The following is a 17388-nucleotide window of genomic DNA, read 5'->3' as shown; positions in this document are numbered from 1 at the left end:
CCGCGATGAAATTATGTTGTTCTTTGGATCTTTAACGTTCAGCCAACGCGCCGTTCTTCAAGATCTGCGGTGTCACGAAGATCAGCAATTCGCGCTTGGTATTGCTCTTACCCGTAGTCCGGAACAGGTATCCCAACAAAGGAATATCCCCCAACAGAGGCACTTTACTGACATCATCACGCTTGGTTTGCTCGAAAACACCGCCCAACACCACGGTTTCACCGTTATTCACCATGACTTCCGTTTCGACTTCACGCTTATCGATGCTGACCTGCGGCCCGGTCGCGGTCGCCACGGTGGCACCCTGCTCGTCCTTGGAAACCTTAAGATTCATACGGACGCGATCATCCGGCGTGATTTGAGGTGTCACCTCCAATTTCAGGAAAGCATCCTTGAATTCCACATTGGTTCCCTCCTGGCTGACCGTCGAGTAAGGGATTTGCCGGCCTTGCAAAACAGTGGCCTTCTTCAAATCGGCGGTCACCACCCGGGGATTGGAAATGATTTCACCCTTGCCTTCGACCTGTAGCGCCGACAGTTCCAAATCCACCAGATAATCCGCCCCCAAAATCGAAAGTGCCAACCTCGGCCCCGCCACCGGGAAATTCACTCCCAAGCGCTGATCGAGATCCGGCACCGTCACCGGGAAAGGCTGGCCAGTGTTGATCAAATTATCCACCGCGCTACCGACCATGGTATTAGTGCCCTGCAGGCTGCCGCTCAGCGTATTCACGCTGCTACCGCCTTGATTAACACCGGTCACGCCAAAGCGAACGCCCAGATCGCGACTGAAGTCATCACTGGCGATCACCACTCGCGAGTCGATCATCACCTGCCGGGTCGGCACGTCCAGTTTGCTCACCAGATCGCGGATCTCTCCCAGCTTGTCGGGCACATCCTTGACGATCAGGGAATTGGTGCGCTCGTCAAACACCACATCCCCACGCGGCGATAACATGGTTTGTCCCTTTTCGCCGGCCTGCTTGAGCAGGGCCGCCAGCTCCGCCGCCTTGGCATAATTCACCTGAATAATCTCGGTTCGCAACGGGATCAACTCCTGCACCGTCTTGCGCGATTCCAGATCCAGTTTTTCGCGGGCCGCGATTTCTTCGGTCGGGGCGATGAAAACCACATTGCCGTTCTGGCGCATGGCCAAGCCTTTGGTGCGCAGGATGATATCCAGCGCTTGGTCCCAAGGTACGTTCTGCAAGCGCAGCGTCAGGTTGCCCTTCACGCTGTCGCTGACCACAATGTTCAATCCAGTAAAATCCGCCAGAATCTGCAGGATCGCCCGCACCTCGATATCCTGGAAATTCAGCGACAGCAGGTCGCCCTTGTACTTCTTCTTGGACGGATCGAGCATCGCCTCCTTTTCTTCTTCCTCCGCGGATTTCTGCGGCGGGCGCACCTCAATCACATATAAATCATTGGCCTGATAGGCCAGATACTCGAACGGCGGGCTGGGCAGAATGCTCAAGCGGGCGTTATTACCCTGATTCAGCGCCTCCACGATCGTGACCGGCGTGGCGAAATCAGTGACATCCAGACGTCGCTGCTGGCCTTTTTTCAAAGTCGCCCCCTGGAAATCGGCGATGATCTGATTGCCTTCCTGCCGCACGTCCACCGGGATACCTGGATTCGACAGCTTGACCGTAATCACGCCCTGCCCGCCCGGACCGCGCCGGAAGCTGACATCGCTGACATTGCTGCGCTGCGTCGCAACCGGCGCCGCGTCGCGCCGCGATGAGGCGGCCGCCGCCACCGACGCCGTTGGGGTGGGTGCCGGGGTTTTCGCGGCGCTCGCTCCCGCGTTCTCCAACGTCAATAACACGACGTTGCCCTGCATCTGCACCTTATAGGGCACCAGCCGCGCCAGATTCAGTGAGGCACGGGTCCGGTCGGACCCTTCCAGCACGCTGATCCGATCGGCAACGCCGACATTGATGGATTGCTGCCGTGTATTCAGGCCGTTGCGGGTATTCAGAAAATCCAACACGATGCGCGCGGGCTCGTTGATGGTAAATGTGCTCGGCGGCTGTGTGGGCACTTCCGAAAGCCGGAAGCGAAGTTGCAAACGGTTGCCAGCCAGCGGGCTGATATCCACCGCTTGCAATACCGGTTCCCGTTCGGGGGTAACCGCCAACGCCTCGGTCCCCTCCCACAGCATCCCCCCAATCAAAAAAGCCGTAACCGCCAACATTGGCGACAGCCATCCCCCGCCCGGTCGCCGGTCATGTTGGCCTTCGCTCGTGGACCTGCTCGTCATGACACTTCCCCCTCGATCATTGGGTAAGCGACAGAAACGCATCCCGTTCCTGCCAGCGCCCGGGTCCATCCGGAACGATCTCCCGCAAATCTAACCGCTGCTCCGTGATGTCGACAATCTTGCCGTGGTTGGTCCCCAGGTAATTATTATTCTGCACCCGGTGCACGACACCATCGGGCGCCAGGATCAGCGCCCATAACTCGTTGTTACCCCCCATGCGAAAAGTACCCATCATCTTAAGCGAGCCTAACGAGTATTTTTCCAGTTCCTCACGCACCCGATTGGGATCGGGCCGCACACCGGTGTAGCTGCCATTTTGCTGGGCCGCCAGCGCCTGCGTCAGCTCAAGCTCCTCCTCCTGAGCGAACGGCGCCACGACGAATGGATCCTTGATGCCCTGCGCGGTGTAGGCAAACGGTGTATAGGGCTTAATTTCCGGCGGAGGGTCGGGCTTCTTCACCGGCGTGGTGCGTTTGGTGGTCTCAACGAACCGCTGCAAGTCGGTCATATCGCGCTGCGCGCACCCCGCCAGCACGGCCAATGCCGCAACCAGCAATGAAACGACCCGGATGGCTGCGGCAAAACCCGGAAAAAGGCATGCGTTCATTTTCTGCCGGCCCTCCTATCTTTTTGCCGACCCGCAGCCGGCGCATCGGCTTCATCCATATAGCGATACGTCTGCAAGGTGGCCTGGATGTTGAGGGGTTCCGCATTGCCCACCTTCTTGCCGTCTTTTACCGCATTGCCGCTGGTGCTGGTCAGCGTCGCGTTTTCCAGAGTCACGATCCGCGACAGCGCCGCAACCCCGCTGACGAACGCGCCGAACTGATGATAAGTTCCCTGCGCCTTGATGGTAATCGGCTTAGCCGCATAAAAATCCCGAGGCTGTTCGGCCTCGGGCTTGAATAGCTCGAAGTCCAGACCGTTTTTCTTGCCGGTGTTGGACACATCCTCCAGCAGATCAGGCATCTCCGTACCGGTCGGCAACTGCCGCAACATGACTTCCAGCTCGGCCTCCATCTGCTTAAGCTGCGCCCGAAACGATTCCAGATTGGCCGCAACCCGCTGCTTTTCAATAAACTCCTGCCGCAGTTGCTGCTCCTCGCGGGTCACCCGATCCAGTTCTTCCAGGCGGTCGCTGGTAAAGAAGTAGTACCCCGCTCCCAGCACGGCGGCGATGACCAGAACGACCAGCACGATCTTGCCGACCCAGGGCCAATCGCCAGCTTCCCGCAGGTCGAAGTCGTTGAGGTTGATCTCCGACAGATTCATGTCTTACCCCCTGTATCCGCCTTCTCCGCATCCAGTTTCAGCGGAACGACCAGCTCGAACACTCTCGCTTGCACATTATTCAAATTCTTGGTCTGAATAACTTGCAAGACTGGCTCGCCAAACAGCTTGACATCCCGAATGTCACGCATGAATTCGGAAATAATCAGGTCGGAGCGAGCAGTGCCGCTGAGAGTCACCTGATTGCTGGTGGTCTTGAAAGCGGTCAGGTAGATATCCTGAGGAACCAGCCGGACCAGCTCATCCAGCATCCGCACCATACCGGGACGGCTGGCCTGCAATTTCTGGATGACGTTAAGGCGCTCAACCAACCGGTTCCGGGTTTGTTGTAACGCCTGGATCTCCTCGGCGGCTTTCTTGAGTCGGGCCAACTCACCACGCAGATAGTTGTTGCGCTCTTGTTGGTACTCAATGCGGTTGGCGATTTCCGTTTGCACCAGAAACACGCTGCCGGCGGCAACCAGCGCCGCCGCGACCAGCATTGCGACCAACTCGCGCTGTCGCTGAGCACGGCGCGCCTCGCGCCAAGGCAGCAAATTGATGCGCGTCATGTCAGTCGAAGCTCCTCAGGGCCAGCCCACCGGCAACCGCCAGCATGGGTGCGTCACGCAATAAGGCGCTACTGTTCACCTTGGTGGCGCTACCCATGTTCTTGAAGGGGTTGGCAACCACCGTGGCGATGCCCAGCACGTCCGCCAACACCCGGTCCAAACCCGCGATCATGGCACCGCCTCCCACCAGGACGATAGTATCTACATTATAGCGGCCCGAAGCATATTGGTCGGAGGAAAAAAAGAACTGCAAGCCGTGCCCAATCTGCTCAGCCAGCATGTGCTTGAAAGGTTCTTGAACGGCCGTGGCAAAATCCTCGGCCACCGGATCGGCGGAGCGCTTGGCCTGTTCAGCCTGCTCCCGGGACAGGCCATAGGTTTCGGCGATCCGAAGGGTGAGTTGGTCGCAACCGAAACCCTGCTCGCGAGTAAAAATAACGCAATTCTGTCGCAAGATGTACAAATTAGTGATGGTGGCACCGATATCGATCAGCGCGGTCAACCCTTCCCGCGGCTTATCCAGGTTGAGTGATCCATCGCCGCCAGCCTTGGGCAAGCCCTCCATCAGTAGGCGGAATGTGTTTTCCAAGGCATAAGCCTCGATATCCACGACCACCGGAACCAAACCCGCATTCTTGAGCGCGGCTTCCCGAGTATCCACGTTCTCCTTACGAGTGGCCACCAACATGACATCCTGCATTTCGCTGCTGGCCTGGGACGGACCCTTCATCTCAAAATCCAGATAGATTTCCTCGACGGGGTACGGGATATACTGAGCCGCCTCGATTGAAACATTAACCTCGACATCGCTTTCCTTGAATTCCGCCGGCATCGGTATGGTACGCGTGATTACGCTGGAGGTAGGCACGGCGACGGCCGCGCGGCGCAAGCGGGTACCCGATCTGCGGCAGGCCCGCTTGATCGCCTCTCCCATTGCATCAGGATCGGCGGGGTTGCGGTCCTCCATCATCCCCTCGCCCAGCGGTTCGACAGCGAAGGCCTCAACCCGGAACCGTGACCCGGAACGGCTCAACTCGATCAACTTGATTGACGAGGAGCTAATGTCGATGCCCAGAATAGATTCTTTACGCTTGAACAGAGCCAAGTTACGCTTCCTCAACTGATCTGATTGAATGAATCAAACCTGTACCTTGGAAATATGTAACTCTTCACACCCCTCCCGGTAACGGCTGACTTCCCCTCGGGGAGTAGGTATGGAAAACTAGAGTCCGGCCCCACGATCAACCGCCATGCACCTAAGCCAACATAGCCTGCGCCAATTAGACCAAGCCTACCTGGATTCGCTGGGGAGGCCGAGGTGCGTGCGCTGTCGGGCAAGCTGCTGGACGATTTGAAGGAGGCGCTGGACCGGCTGAACCAGGGACCGGACAACAGTTCGCGGCCGCCGAGCAGTCGGGTGCCGTGGGACCGACCGGGTGGCGGGCCGGAATCGGATGCCGCCGATGCGGCGGACGATGGACCCGAGTCGGCGCCGGCGGACGCGAAGCCGGCGCCGGCGGAACCGCCGTCGGCCGAGGCGAAACCGGCGGACGCGAAACCAGCCCGTAAACCGGGTAAGCAGCCGGGGGCGCCGGGGATTGGCCGGACTCAGGTGTTCCAGGCGAATGCCGAACAGGCCCATTACCCCGACACCTGCGCCGGTTGTGGCCGGCCGCTGGACCCGGTGGGCGCGGTGGCCTACACCGGGTTTCAGGCGGTCGACCTGCGCTGGGACGATCCAGCGCGACCGGGGTTGACGCTGTGGGTAGTGGACCATCGCTACTACGAAGCCCCCTGCGCCTGTGGCCATCGGACCCGGGCCGTGGCCGGCCAGGGCGTGGTGGACCCACTGCTGGCGGGGATTGAACTCAGCGAATGGCGCTTGGTGGGGCCGGGGTTGGCGGCGCTGATCGTGGCGCTGGCCCTGCGGTTTCGGCTGTCGCGGGCACGGATTCGCGAATTCCTGGACGAGTGGCTGGGCCTGAAGCTCAGTACCGGCACGATCCATCGAACGCTCCACGAAGCCGGCGCGGCCGTGGCCCCGGCGGAAGACGAACTCGTCCAGGCGGTTCTGGACAGCGCCCTGCTGCACGCCGACGAAACCTCCTGGCCCGAACACGGCCAGACCCTGTGGCTGTGGGTATTCCGGTCGTTAACCGTGACGCTGTATTACGTGGCCGGGCGAGGCAAAGAGTTAGTCGAAAACGTGCTGGACGGTTTTAGCGGCTGGCTGATGAGCGATGGCTGGATGGCCTACCGCGACTACCCGCACCGGTTGCGCTGTTGGGCGCACCTGATTCGCAAGGCGCGAGGCTTGGCCGAGAGTTGTGACCGCGAAGCCCGCGTCTTCGGCCGGATCGTCCTGGATACTTTACAAGCCTTGATGGCGGCGGTGTATGCCGCCCGCGAAGGCCCGCTCCCGGTCGATTTGCCCACTCAACACGCGTCGCGGGTGGCGGCGTTGCGCGCCGCCTGCGAGCGGCAGCAAGGGAGCGACCACGCTAAAACCCACGCCTTGGCGGTGGAGTTGCTCAATGACTGGGACGTCATCTTCCAGGTACTGCGGTACCCGAAACACCCCTTAACGAACAACGAGGCCGAGCGCGCCCTGCGGCATTGGGTGATCGCGCGCAAGATCAGTCTGGGCACCCGCACCCCGGTCGGCTCGCGGGTCTTCGCTCTGCTCGCCAGCGTCATCGATACCTGCCGCCAGCGCGGCCACTCCCCTTGGCGCACTCTCGAACGCGCCATCGCCGACCGGCGCGCCGGACTGCCTCTCGCCCCCTTACCTCAGTAGAGTAGAGGGGAATGAACGGCTACGGAAATATAGCAAACAAACTCGTTCGAAGCGCCGGGGAATGCCATCGCCCGCCGCCATCGCCCCACCGGAGCTGCCCATGGCCCGACGCCGCCGCGACACCCCGCGACTCAAGATCCTCATGGCGCAGGAAAGCGCCCGAATCATGGTTGAAGAAGGAGTCCAGGATTTCCGTAGCGCCAAGCGCAAAGCCGCCATTCGCCTGGCGGTGACCGATAAGGCCGCTCTGCCAGACAATGCCGAGATCGAGCAGGCATTGCTCGACTACCAGCGGCTGTTCCATGCCGACCGTCAAGCGCTGCGCCTGCGCGGCCTGCGCGAAACCGCCGTGGAAATCATGCGGTTTCTGGGGCGTTTCCGACCCCGGTTGGTTGGCCCGGTACTGAGCGGCGCCACCGGCCCGCATGTCGATATTCATCTGCACCTGTTTGCCGATACGCCCACGGACGTCCTGCTGTTCTTGATGGAACACCACATTCCCTTCGATACCACGGAACACCGCATCAAACTAGGCAATGGCGATCCGGTCTGCCTGCCCGCCTTCCGACTCGACGCCGACGGCAGCTGTATCGACCTGACCATTTTCGCGCCATTGGCCGAACGGGAGGCGCCGCGCAGCCCGGTCGACGGCCGCCCCATGCGGCGGGCGAGCCTAGCCGAAGTTCAGGCTCTTCTAGCCGAAGATCGGCAACAGACACCACCGGCCGCACCCGAGCGGTGACACCAATCCGTCGCCCTGGCTAGGCCTTTTTGGCGGTGGCGTTTGGATGGGTGTCAACAAAGTGCTTGAGCACCAACTTCAACTGCAAGACCTTTTCAGCATGCCCTCGCCGGTTCGCATCCTCGATATCTTCTAAAATGATACGCTTGATCATCGGTATACCTTCCGGCGTATGCACCAAATAGCTACCCAGCTCCAAAGCCGCCATTTCCGGTAAATGCTCGTGCTGGGCGATGGCTTCGATCTCTTCTTCGGTCAGGTCGCTCAACTCCAGACAGTCTTCATAGGTCAACATGGATGTTCCCTCCTGAATCGTTATTCGATGGATCAAAACCTGTCGTCAGGGCACACCACCGAGCAGGGTCAACCCTGCTCCAATGCCTGTTATTAAAGGTTAAACCCGGCGATGCGTCCACACAAGCACAAACCCCATGACCATTGTACTTATTACATCCTTCCGATCTCGGACCTCCCATAATCCTGTGGGTACCCTTGCATCAATCAAGGTTTGTCCTTATTTACGTCCGCTTGCCACTTTGGCTAAGGTCTTCGAAGTCAAGCGTGCCAATTCAAGCATCCTGATTCAACCTGGTTAGCCGCGAAGACGGCGGAGAGGTCTCCCAACCACCACAGGATCGAGGGTCGGCTACCACCGCCCGACCAAAGCGCCATGGCGCGTGCTCCAAACCAGCACACTCGATAAGCCCATAACCATTCTCTCCCAAGTCTTCGCGGCCGACCGGCTCTTCCGCCCCGACAACGCCTAACCGATCACCGGAATGCCGCCGGTCAACCCATTGGACATGGATTCGAACAGCCGAGGCGCTGTATCATTGCAATCTGATCCATGTTGCAAGCGACCGCCATTCCGAAAGCCTCATGAGCGACAATCCCTCCACCGTGCCCGACGAGCCGCCGTCCCCGTGTATCGGGGTCTGCGTGATCAACCCGCAGACCCAACTGTGCGACGGCTGCTACCGTACGTTGGAGGAAATTGCCGCTTGGTGGGACTGTACCCCCGAGCAAAAACGCGCTGTGCTGGCGCGGTTGGAACAGCGAATGGCACGAATCGTGGGTGGTACGTTCTTCGACTAATGACACTCGCCACCCAACGCTTTACCCCTACAAGGATTTCTCATGCCATTGCCCGCTCCCGCTCCTCGCCAACTACTGCACAAGCGCGTCGTTCAATGCTGGGGCTACCGGCGCGAGGATGGCTTGTGGGATATCGAAGGACGGCTGGTCGACACCAAAACCTACCCCTTTCCCAACGATGATCGCGGCGGAACGATTCAGGCCGGCGAACCGTTACACGACCTGTGGATCCGCCTGACCGTCGACAGCCAGTGTCTGATCCAGGCGGTCGAGGCTTGTACCGATGGAGCGCCGTTCGCCCTGTGTCCGGCGATCGCCGGCCGCTACCAAGAACTGGTCGGTGTACGGATTGGGCCGGGCTGGTCGTTGAAGCTGAAGGAATTGTTCGGCGGTACGAGCGGCTGCACACACATGACCGAACTGCTGGGTCCCGTGGCCACCACGTTCTTTCAAACCCTCTACGGTCAGCGTTACGACGAGGAAGATGCCAAGCCCGCCGCCGCCCGCAAGCCACCGCCAGTCCTGAACACCTGCCATGCACTGGCCAGCGACAGCCCGGTGGTCAAAAAGCGCTGGCCGCAAGCCTATAGCGGCCTGGATCGGGAAGCGGACGATCGCAGCCGCCCATTGCTGGAAAGCTGCATCACTTAACCCATCGCCCGGCTGGTGGCGATTCTGCCTCAAACTCCTTCCGGCTTCGGATCGCGCGCCAGCAGGTTTTCCACCGCCCGGCGCGGACTCTGACCGTGATATAGCACCGCATCCACCTGTTCGGTAATGGGTAGCTCCACACCGTGCCGCCGCGCCAGCCGCAGGATTTCCCGCACGGTCGCCGCACCTTCCACCACCTGCCCGATAGCCGCGCTGGCCATCTCGGCGCTGTCACCGCGGCCGATCGCCAAGCCGAATCGCCGGTTGCGCGACTGGTCATCGGTACAGGTCAGCACCAAATCGCCGATACCGGCCAAACCCATGAAGGTTTCGCGCTGACCACCCACGGCCACACCCAGCCGCACCAGCTCCGCCAACCCACGCGTGATCAGCGCCGCTCGGGCATTGGCTCCGAAACCCAGACCGTCGGCGATACCGGCGGCGATGGCCAGCACGTTCTTGACCGCGCCGCCCAGTTCGACGCCGATCACATCGCTGCTGGTGTAAGCACGCAAGTTGGAACCGTGCAGCACAGCCGCCACCCGACGAGCATGCGCCACATCCCAGGCGGCGACCGTAACGGCGGTCGGCAAACCACGGGCTACTTCCACCGCAAAGCTGGGGCCGGAAATCACCGCCGCCGACCTGTCTCGACCAAGCATCTCCAGCGTCACTTCATGCAAAAACCGACCACTGCCGTGCTCCAAGCCCTTGGTGGCCCAAGCGAAACCGGCGGTCGTCGGCAACAGTGGCCGCAACCGGACCAAGGTCGCCCCGTAGGCATGGCTCGGTACCGCCACCAGCGCCAGTTCGACATTGGCAAGCGCTTCGATCAGATCGGTGCTCGCGTTCAAGCGACTCGGGAACGGCACGCCAGGTAAGTAGCGGCGGTTCTCTCGCTCCCGACACAACGGCGCGATTTCCCGCGGATCGTGACCCCACAAGCGGACGTCATGCCCATTGCGCGCCAGCAACAACGCCAGTGCGGTGCCCCAACTCCCCGCCCCGAGGACAGCGACCCGCGCGGCGACGAGCATCGCTCAGGAAATGGTTGGAGCGGAGGAAGGCGGGGCAGCAGCGGCGGCTTGCTCCTGCTGTTGCTGAAAGCGTTGCAGATAAAGATTGTCGAAGTTGATCGGATTGAGCAGCAGCGCCGGAAATCCGCCCTTGCCGATCAACGAGGCCAGTTCCTCGCGGGCGAAGGGAAACAGGAGGTTCGGGCAGTATGCATGCAGCATGTGACCCATTTGTCCATCATCGAAACCCCGCAGCGCAAACAAGCCACCTTGCTGCACCTCAACCAGATAAGCAGTACGATCGCCGAGCTTGGCGGTGACAGTTACGGTCAACGACACTTCAAACAAGCCTTCGGCCAGCGGCTTGGCGCCGGTTTCCAGACGCACCTCGGTCTGCGGTTGCCATTGCTCGGTAAAAATCATCGGGGAATTTGGGGTTTCCAGCGATATATCCTTCAGATAGATTTTCTGAATTTCGAACTGCTGGGGAACCTGTTGCTGATCGCTCATGCACAATAGCCTTGTCTTGTCGGTGGAGAATATCCGTCATTCTACAGGGTCTGCGCCATACAGCCCAACAATCCACCCAGACCCGGCGTGATTGCGGCGCGTGGCCGGACGCCAGCAACCTACCTCCCTTGGAAAATCGGCTTGCCACCGGACCGACGGACAAACCGCGCGTCCGGCTTCAGCCGCGCAGCAATGGGGTCAATTCACCGCGCCGCTCCAGCTCGAACAAGTCATCACATCCACCGACATGCCGGTCGCCGATGAAGATTTGCGGCACGGTATGGCGACCGGTGCGTTTGGCGATTTCCTCCCACAACCGCGGGTCGCGGTTCACGTCCAAGGGCGTGTAAACCACGCCCTTGCTGTCCAATAACGCCCGCGCGCGCCGACAGTACGGACAATACCCGGAGGTGTATATCACGATGTTCGGCGTCGCCGGATCTGGCGCGAGCATCAGGACTTCTTGCGACTGACCGGCAAGTTGGCTTCCTGCCAGGCCGATAACCCGCCGCTCAGGCTGTAGACGTCGGCAATGCCGCTCTTTTTGATTTGCGCGCAAGCCGCCTGCGAGGTGGCGCCGTTGCGACAATAGACGATGATGGGTTTATCCTTGGCCTTGGTCAGTTCACCCAATCGGTCGCGCAGAGCGCCGAGCGGGATATGGCGCGCCTGCGGAATATGCCCCTCTTTGTATTCGCCGCCATCGCGAACGTCCAGAATCAGGGCCTCCTGATCGTTGATCAGGCGCAGGGCTTCGGCGGCACTGAGGCTGCTGACCCCACGCATTTTGCGCAAGACCTCGCTACCGATCAACATCCCCGTAATGGCGAACAGCGCCAAGAATAACAGCCAGTTCTGTGTGGAGAATTCGATGAAATCGTTCATTAATGATTTCCCGCGGTCCCGCTAGTTCGCACAACCGGTCGGAGTACCGGCTTTTTTAACACCCAGCTTCCACAGGATTTGCTCAGCCGGACAGAAGCGGGTAAAGCCGCTCTGAAATAGGTTGAACCCAACGAAGCCGGTGAACCAGAGCCAGTAACCGCTGTGATAGAGTGGGCTGGCCGGAGCCCCCAGCAACAATGACAGCAGGATAAAGGAACCGGCCATAATCCGGATAATCCGTTCGCTATTCATATAATCGATGACAACCTCGTGGAAATGGTCGAGTCGGGTTCGCCGCCGGACGGACGGTACCAATGCGTGTCCATCGAACCGCTCCAGCGATTCAAACCCGCGTACAGAAGACGTCTCTCATCATACCGATCAGGCGCAAGGTACGGGCGTCTCCCACCCGATAATAAACCCGGTTGGCATCCTTGCGGCAAATGAGGATACCTTTGTCACGTAGGATCGCCAGATGTTGGGAAATGTTGCTCTGAGAGGTACCCACGCGCTCGACGATTTCCTGGACACTGACTTCCCGCTCGCCCAGGGTACAAAGAATCTTAAGCCGCAGCGGATGCGACATCGCCTTGAGCGAACGCGAGGCCCGTTCGATATCCTCATCGCGAGTTATCAGCAATTCCAGCGCCATATTGCCGGCCCCACCGCCATCCCGCGCAATACCCGTCAACCCATCTTGCACCATAAATCCGATAACGCCTTGTCCAGGAATTTGGTGTATTAGCATAGCTTGATATAGCGATACTGAGAAGTCACTTCAGGACCAGCGGCACAAATGCCGAGTGGCGAAATCGACCGGTCCAGCGTATGATCTCTCGATAAAATTATGTATATCGTTTCAAGGGATCGGCGCGCTGCCGGCCCATAGTGCCGCCGCCATCCCAGAGAGCAGCGTATTCCAAACGCTGGCCGATACACCATCCGATGACGACCACGACGCCCTGAACCAAGGAGGCATTCTTTCATGTACAAAATCGTGCTCATCCGCCATGGCGAAAGCCAATGGAACAAGGAAAACCGTTTCACCGGTTGGCATGACGTCGATCTATCCGAGAGGGGCCGCGAGGAAGCTCGGAAAGGCGGACAAGCCCTAAAGAAGGAAGGCTACGTCTTCGATGTCGCCTTTACCTCGGTACTCAAGCGCGCCATCCGCACGCTCTGGACCGTGCTGGACGAAATGGACCTGATGTGGATTCCGGTAAACCGGACCTGGCGACTCAACGAGCGCCACTACGGTAACCTGACCGGCTTGAACAAAGCGGAGACCGCCGCCCAGCACGGCGAGGAACAGGTCAAGATCTGGCGGCGCAGTTTCGATATTCCGCCCCCGGCGCTGGAGGCAACCGACCCGCGTTTCCCCACCAACGATCCACGCTACGCCGATCTCGATCCGCGGGTGCTGCCGGCCACCGAAAGCCTCAAGATCACCATCGATCGAGTGCTGCCCTATTGGCACGACACCATCGTGCCCACCATCCGCGCCGGCAAGCGCGTGGTGATCGCCGCGCATGGCAACAGCTTGCGGGCGCTAATCAAATATCTCGACGATATGTCCGACGAGGCGATCATCGCTCTGAACGTTCCGACCGGCGTGCCACTGGTCTACGAACTCGATGCCAAGCTGCGACCCACCAAGAGCTACTACCTCGCCGACCCCGAGGAACTCAAGAAGCTGATGGATGCCGTTGCTAACCAAGGCAAGGCCAAGTAGAACTCGCCCACTTCCCCACCGTAACCACTCCCGGCACCGACCACCAGGGTCGGTGCCGGGATTTTTCCATCCGTGAATCATTGAGCCTCGATACACTTTTCCAGCCCGACCCTGCATATTTAGGCTTATTCGGTTGTCTCATGACAATCACCGATTGATTATTTGCGTTCTCCCTGTGCGATGAAGAATTCTGGAGCGAAGATGAGTGCTGCAACCCGACACGGTCTGGCGCTGGCGTTGAGTTTTTTGGTGGGCGTTTCATTGACAACGGTGCATGCCGTCTGGGCCGAGAAGGAAACGGCGGCTGAGAACAACCGACTCCCTCTGGATGAGTTGCGCACCTTCACCGGCGTACTCGATGCCGTCAAGCAAGATTATGTGGAGCCGGTCAAGGACAAGGAGCTGCTGGAAAACGCGATTCGCGGCATGCTGAGCAACCTCGATCCCCATTCCGCCTACCTGGACGCCGAAGCGTTCCAGGATTTGCAGATCGGCACGTCCGGCGAATTCGGTGGCTTGGGCATCGAAGTCGGGCAGGAAGACAGTGGTTTCATCAAAATCATTGCCCCAATCGACGATACGCCCGCCCAGCGGGCCGGTCTTCGCGCCGGCGACTTGATCATCCGTCTGGACGACACCTCGGTCAAGGGCATGCCGCTGGCTGATGCCATCCAGCGGATGCGAGGCAAGCCGAATACTTCGATCACTCTGACCATCGTCAGGGAAGGCGCGAAAAAACCGTTCAAGGTCAAGCTGGTCCGGGAAGTTATTCAGGTCAGAAGTGTCAAAAGCCGCTTGTTGGAACCGGATTTTGGCTATCTGCGAATCACGCAATTCCAGTCCAAGACCGCGCAGAATCTGGAGCAAGCACTGCAAGAACTGGAACAACAGAATAAAAAACCGCTACGAGGGCTGGTGCTGGACTTGCGCAACAACCCGGGCGGGGTATTGAACGGCGCGGTGGATGTGGCGGACGATTTCCTTGAGGATGGCGCCATCGTCCAGACCAAGGGACGCGGCAACGGCTCCGACCAAAGCTTCAAGGCCACGCCAGGCGATTTACTGAAAGGCGCGCCGCTGGTGGTGTTGGTCAACGGCGGTTCCGCGTCAGCCTCGGAAATCGTCGCGGGCGCGCTACAAGATCACCGTCGGGCGCTGATTCTGGGCGAGCGCACCTTCGGCAAGGGTTCGGTACAAACCATTTTGCCCTTGGGCAACGGCACGGCGGTCAAACTGACCACGGCGCGCTACTACACCCCGAATGGCCGCTCCATCCAGGCCGAGGGTATCGAACCCGACATCAAGCTCAAATCGCTGAAGATTGCCGCTGACGACACCGGCACCACTTTTATCAAAGAATCCGATTTGTCGGGCCACCTGAACAACGACCGCAACGGCCGGACCGACGATAGCACGCAATCAGACGACACGGCTCCCATAGTCGCCGGCGGCGAAGCAGCCGATTCCGCCCAAAACGATTACGCGCTTTACGAAGCCCTGAACCTGCTGAGAGGCATGTCCTTACTGCAAGCCCACAAAAACGGCTGAATACTGACCTGCCACCCTTGAACCCGCATCCCCTCGAAAGAAGAGTTTGCCATGGCCACCATACTCGTCCCACTTGCTCAAGGCTGCGAAGAACTGGAAGCCGTCACCATCATCGATCTATTGCGCCGCGCCGGCCTCACCGTGGTGGTCGCGGGGCTGGAAGCGGGAACAGTGACGGCTTCGCGCGGGGTCATGCTGCTCCCCGAAACCACGCTGGCCGAGGTTCTGGATCAGGATTTCGATATGGTGGTGCTACCCGGTGGTTTGGGCGGCGCGCAGCGATTGGAAGCCGACCGGCGGATCGCGGCACTGCTGCGGCGGATGGCGGAACAAGGTCGCTATGTCGCCGCCATCTGCGCCGCGCCGCGGGTGTTGGCCGGTGCCGGTTTGCTGGATAATCGTGAAGCCACCGCCTATCCAGGCATCCTCGACGGTCAGGAAGGTATCAAGACCAGCAGCGCCGCCGTGGTGCGCGACGGTACCTTTATCACCTCGCGCGGCCCCGGCACCGCCATGGACTTCGCCTTGACCCTGATTGAAATTTTGTGCGGGCGCGGCCAACGCGATACCGTGGAAGCCGCATTGCAACGCTCCTGAACGTCTTCAGGCATCCGTCGGCCAGGCGCCGAGCAACAAGCCGACACCGACACCACCCAGTAGCCAGACCAGCAATGGCGTTTGCCAAATATCGATGCTGTTCTGAGCGTTGAATCCCAGCAGCACCGCCGCGCAAATGATCAGTGCGGCACCCACCACGGAATGGAAATTGCGCCGGTTGGCACGGCGGAGGTCGCGCCGCAAATATTCCGTTTCTTGTTTATGCAGCTGCACCGTCAGCCCGCCGGCGCTCGTGTGTCGAAGCAGATAATAGACCAGGTTTGGCAAATCCGGCGTCTGGTCGATCCAACGCGGTATGTGATTTTTGATGCGCCTGATGAAGGAACGCGGACCGACCCGATCACGCATCCAGCTTTCCAGGAACGGTTTGGCGGTCTTCCACAGATCCAGTTCAGGATCGAGCTGCCGCCCCAACCCCTCGATATTGAGTAAAGTCTTTTGCAGCAGTATCAGCTGCGGCTGCACCTCCATGTTGAAGCGGCGGGCGGTCTGGAACAGCGTCAGTAGAAAAACGCCGAAGGAAATATCCTTGAGCGGGCGGTCGAAGATCGGCTCCGACACGGTGCGGATGGCCGACTCAAATTCGTCTATCCGGGTTTCCGCCGGCACCCAGCCGGATTCGATATGCAGTTCCGCCACTCGCCGGTAATCGCGATGGAAAAACGCCAGAAAATTTTCCGCCAGGTACTGCTGGTCGGTGGGGCTCAAGGTACCGATGATGCCGAAGTCCACGGCGATGTAACTGGGATTGTCCGGATGTTCGGCGTTGACGAAGATATTGCCGGGATGCATGTCGGCGTGAAAGAAACTGTCGCGGAATACCTGGGTAAAAAAAACCTCCACTCCACGTTCCGACAGCTTCTTTAAATCCACCCCGCGCCGCCGCAATTCGGCGATATCGCCCACGGGGATGCCGTGGATCCGCTCCATCACCAGCACCTCGCGGCGGGTTTCCGGCCAGAACACCTCGGGCACGTACAGGACCGACGAGTCCTGGAAATTGCGCCGCAGTTGACTGGCGTTGGCGGCCTCGCGGATCAGATCCAGCTCATCGAAAATGGTCTTTTCATACTCAGCCACCACCTCGACCGGCCGCAACCGACGCCCCTCTCGCCAGTAGCGCTGCGCCAGGCTGGCGATGATGTGCAGCAATTCAACATCGCGGCGAATAGTCTTTTCGATGCCGGGCCGCACCACCTTGACCACCACCTGCCGACCGCTGTGTAAGCGGGCGGTATGCACTTGGGCAATCGAAGCGGAAGCCAGTGGCTGAAAGCTGAATTCTTCGAAAAATACCTCCAGCGGCTGGCCATAGGCTTTCTCGACGATGGCTCGCGCCTGCTCGCCGGGAAAGGGTGGCACCCGATCCTGCAGCTTGGCCAATTCCAGGGCGATATCGTCCGGCAGCAGGTCGCGGCGGGTGGACAGCATTTGTCCGAACTTGACAAAGATCGGCCCCAAATCTTCCAGCGTCAGGCGGATGCGGGCGCCGCGCGGTAGATCCAGTTGCTGGCGAGGTACCCAGTTCCACGGCAACAGGTGCCGCAAAAAACCAATGGGCCGAAACAGATGGGTCGCCAGCACGATATCGTCCAGACCGTGGCGCACCAATATCCGGTTGATGTGCAGCAAGCGCAGCAGCTGAGCAGGACCGAATAGGCGAAGTTCGCGCATTGTATGGAGGAGA

General features: G+C 59.8%; 19 protein-coding genes and 1 pseudogene. 7 read left to right on the top strand and 13 right to left on the bottom strand.

What is annotated here, in order from left to right; translation table 11 throughout:
* Positions 1–31: 31 nt before the first annotated feature.
* From pilQ to IPM89_01960, 5 genes are read right to left on the bottom strand one after another with little or no spacing between them, the layout of a single operon-like run.
* Positions 32–2266: a type IV pilus secretin PilQ gene (gene pilQ, locus IPM89_01980; protein ID QQS54650.1), complete on the bottom strand. Its 2235-nt coding sequence runs from the start codon at positions 2264–2266 to the stop codon at positions 32–34.
* Positions 2267–2282: 16 nt separating this feature from the next.
* Positions 2283–2873 carry a pilus assembly protein PilP gene (locus tag IPM89_01975; GenBank protein QQS54649.1) on the bottom strand — a complete coding sequence of 197 codons (591 nt, stop codon included), beginning with the start codon at positions 2871–2873 and terminating at the stop codon, positions 2283–2285.
* Complete coding sequence (locus IPM89_01970) at positions 2870–3538, bottom strand: type 4a pilus biogenesis protein PilO (GenBank protein QQS54648.1); 669 nt, start codon at positions 3536–3538, stop codon at positions 2870–2872. Before IPM89_01970 ends, IPM89_01975 begins: the two co-directional genes overlap by 4 nt.
* Positions 3535–4107, bottom strand: coding sequence for a PilN domain-containing protein (locus tag IPM89_01965; GenBank protein QQS54647.1), 573 nt, complete (start codon positions 4105–4107; stop codon positions 3535–3537). The genes IPM89_01970 and IPM89_01965 overlap by 4 nt, the downstream gene beginning before the upstream one ends.
* 1 nt (position 4108) lies before the next feature.
* Entirely contained in the window at positions 4109–5212 is a 1104-nt protein-coding gene (locus IPM89_01960; protein QQS54646.1) for a pilus assembly protein PilM, read from the bottom strand.
* 145 nt (positions 5213–5357) lie between these two features.
* On the opposite strand from IPM89_01960, the pseudogene IPM89_01955 reads away from it, so the two are divergent.
* Together IPM89_01955 and IPM89_01950 are read left to right on the top strand one after the other, a co-directional pair.
* Positions 5358–6904, top strand: a pseudogene (locus IPM89_01955) (IS66 family transposase).
* A gap of 100 nt (positions 6905–7004) precedes the next feature.
* Positions 7005–7646, top strand: a complete 642-nt coding sequence (locus IPM89_01950; GenBank protein QQS54645.1) for a hypothetical protein — start codon at positions 7005–7007, stop codon at positions 7644–7646.
* A gap of 19 nt (positions 7647–7665) precedes the next feature.
* Here IPM89_01950 and IPM89_01945 read toward each other — a convergent pair whose 3' ends face one another.
* On the bottom strand, positions 7666–7941 hold the full coding sequence (locus IPM89_01945; protein QQS54644.1) for a hypothetical protein: 276 nt from the start codon (positions 7939–7941) through the stop codon (positions 7666–7668).
* A 584-nt stretch (positions 7942–8525) separates the two neighbouring features.
* On the opposite strand from IPM89_01945, the gene IPM89_01940 reads away from it, so the two are divergent.
* Positions 8526–8741 (top strand): DUF1289 domain-containing protein, encoded by a 216-nt coding sequence (locus IPM89_01940; protein QQS54643.1) that lies wholly within the window; start codon positions 8526–8528, stop codon positions 8739–8741.
* A gap of 42 nt (positions 8742–8783) precedes the next feature.
* Positions 8784–9392: a DUF2889 domain-containing protein gene (locus IPM89_01935; protein ID QQS54642.1), complete on the top strand. Its 609-nt coding sequence runs from the start codon at positions 8784–8786 to the stop codon at positions 9390–9392.
* Between the two features lie 29 nt (positions 9393–9421).
* Here IPM89_01935 and IPM89_01930 read toward each other — a convergent pair whose 3' ends face one another.
* The 6 genes from IPM89_01930 to IPM89_01905 form a co-directional block, all read right to left on the bottom strand.
* Positions 9422–10429 (bottom strand): NAD(P)-dependent glycerol-3-phosphate dehydrogenase, encoded by a 1008-nt coding sequence (locus IPM89_01930; GenBank protein QQS54641.1) that lies wholly within the window; start codon positions 10427–10429, stop codon positions 9422–9424.
* Between the two features lie 3 nt (positions 10430–10432).
* Positions 10433–10918 (bottom strand): protein-export chaperone SecB, encoded by a 486-nt coding sequence (gene secB / locus IPM89_01925; protein QQS54640.1) that lies wholly within the window; start codon positions 10916–10918, stop codon positions 10433–10435.
* Between the two features lie 178 nt (positions 10919–11096).
* Positions 11097–11372 carry a glutaredoxin 3 gene (grxC, locus tag IPM89_01920; GenBank protein ID QQS54639.1) on the bottom strand — a complete coding sequence of 92 codons (276 nt, stop codon included), beginning with the start codon at positions 11370–11372 and terminating at the stop codon, positions 11097–11099.
* Complete coding sequence (locus IPM89_01915) at positions 11372–11803, bottom strand: rhodanese-like domain-containing protein (protein QQS54638.1); 432 nt, start codon at positions 11801–11803, stop codon at positions 11372–11374. Before IPM89_01915 ends, grxC begins: the two co-directional genes overlap by 1 nt.
* A gap of 21 nt (positions 11804–11824) precedes the next feature.
* Positions 11825–12055 carry a DUF2892 domain-containing protein gene (locus tag IPM89_01910; protein ID QQS54637.1) on the bottom strand — a complete coding sequence of 77 codons (231 nt, stop codon included), beginning with the start codon at positions 12053–12055 and terminating at the stop codon, positions 11825–11827.
* Between the two features lie 91 nt (positions 12056–12146).
* Entirely contained in the window at positions 12147–12455 is a 309-nt protein-coding gene (locus IPM89_01905; protein ID QQS55741.1) for a winged helix-turn-helix transcriptional regulator, read from the bottom strand.
* 333 nt (positions 12456–12788) lie between these two features.
* On the opposite strand from IPM89_01905, the gene gpmA reads away from it, so the two are divergent.
* The 3 genes from gpmA to IPM89_01890 all read left to right on the top strand — a co-directional run bounded on the left by gpmA (position 12789) and on the right by IPM89_01890 (position 15680).
* Entirely contained in the window at positions 12789–13535 is a 747-nt protein-coding gene (gpmA, locus tag IPM89_01900) for a 2,3-diphosphoglycerate-dependent phosphoglycerate mutase (protein QQS54636.1), read from the top strand.
* 201 nt (positions 13536–13736) lie between these two features.
* Positions 13737–15083 carry a S41 family peptidase gene (locus IPM89_01895; GenBank protein ID QQS54635.1) on the top strand — a complete coding sequence of 449 codons (1347 nt, stop codon included), beginning with the start codon at positions 13737–13739 and terminating at the stop codon, positions 15081–15083.
* A gap of 51 nt (positions 15084–15134) precedes the next feature.
* Positions 15135–15680 carry a DJ-1/PfpI family protein gene (locus IPM89_01890; protein ID QQS54634.1) on the top strand — a complete coding sequence of 182 codons (546 nt, stop codon included), beginning with the start codon at positions 15135–15137 and terminating at the stop codon, positions 15678–15680.
* A gap of 6 nt (positions 15681–15686) precedes the next feature.
* On the opposite strand, the gene ubiB is transcribed toward IPM89_01890, so the two are convergent.
* A complete protein-coding gene (ubiB, locus tag IPM89_01885; protein QQS54633.1) occupies positions 15687–17375 on the bottom strand; it encodes a ubiquinone biosynthesis regulatory protein kinase UbiB in 1689 nt (562 codons plus the stop codon).
* Positions 17376–17388 lie beyond the last annotated feature (13 nt).

This window comes from Candidatus Competibacteraceae bacterium (genome assembly GCA_016699715.1).
Classification (GTDB): Bacteria; Pseudomonadota; Gammaproteobacteria; order Competibacterales; family Competibacteraceae; genus Competibacter.
This window is presented reverse-complemented; position numbering and strand designations above follow the sequence as displayed.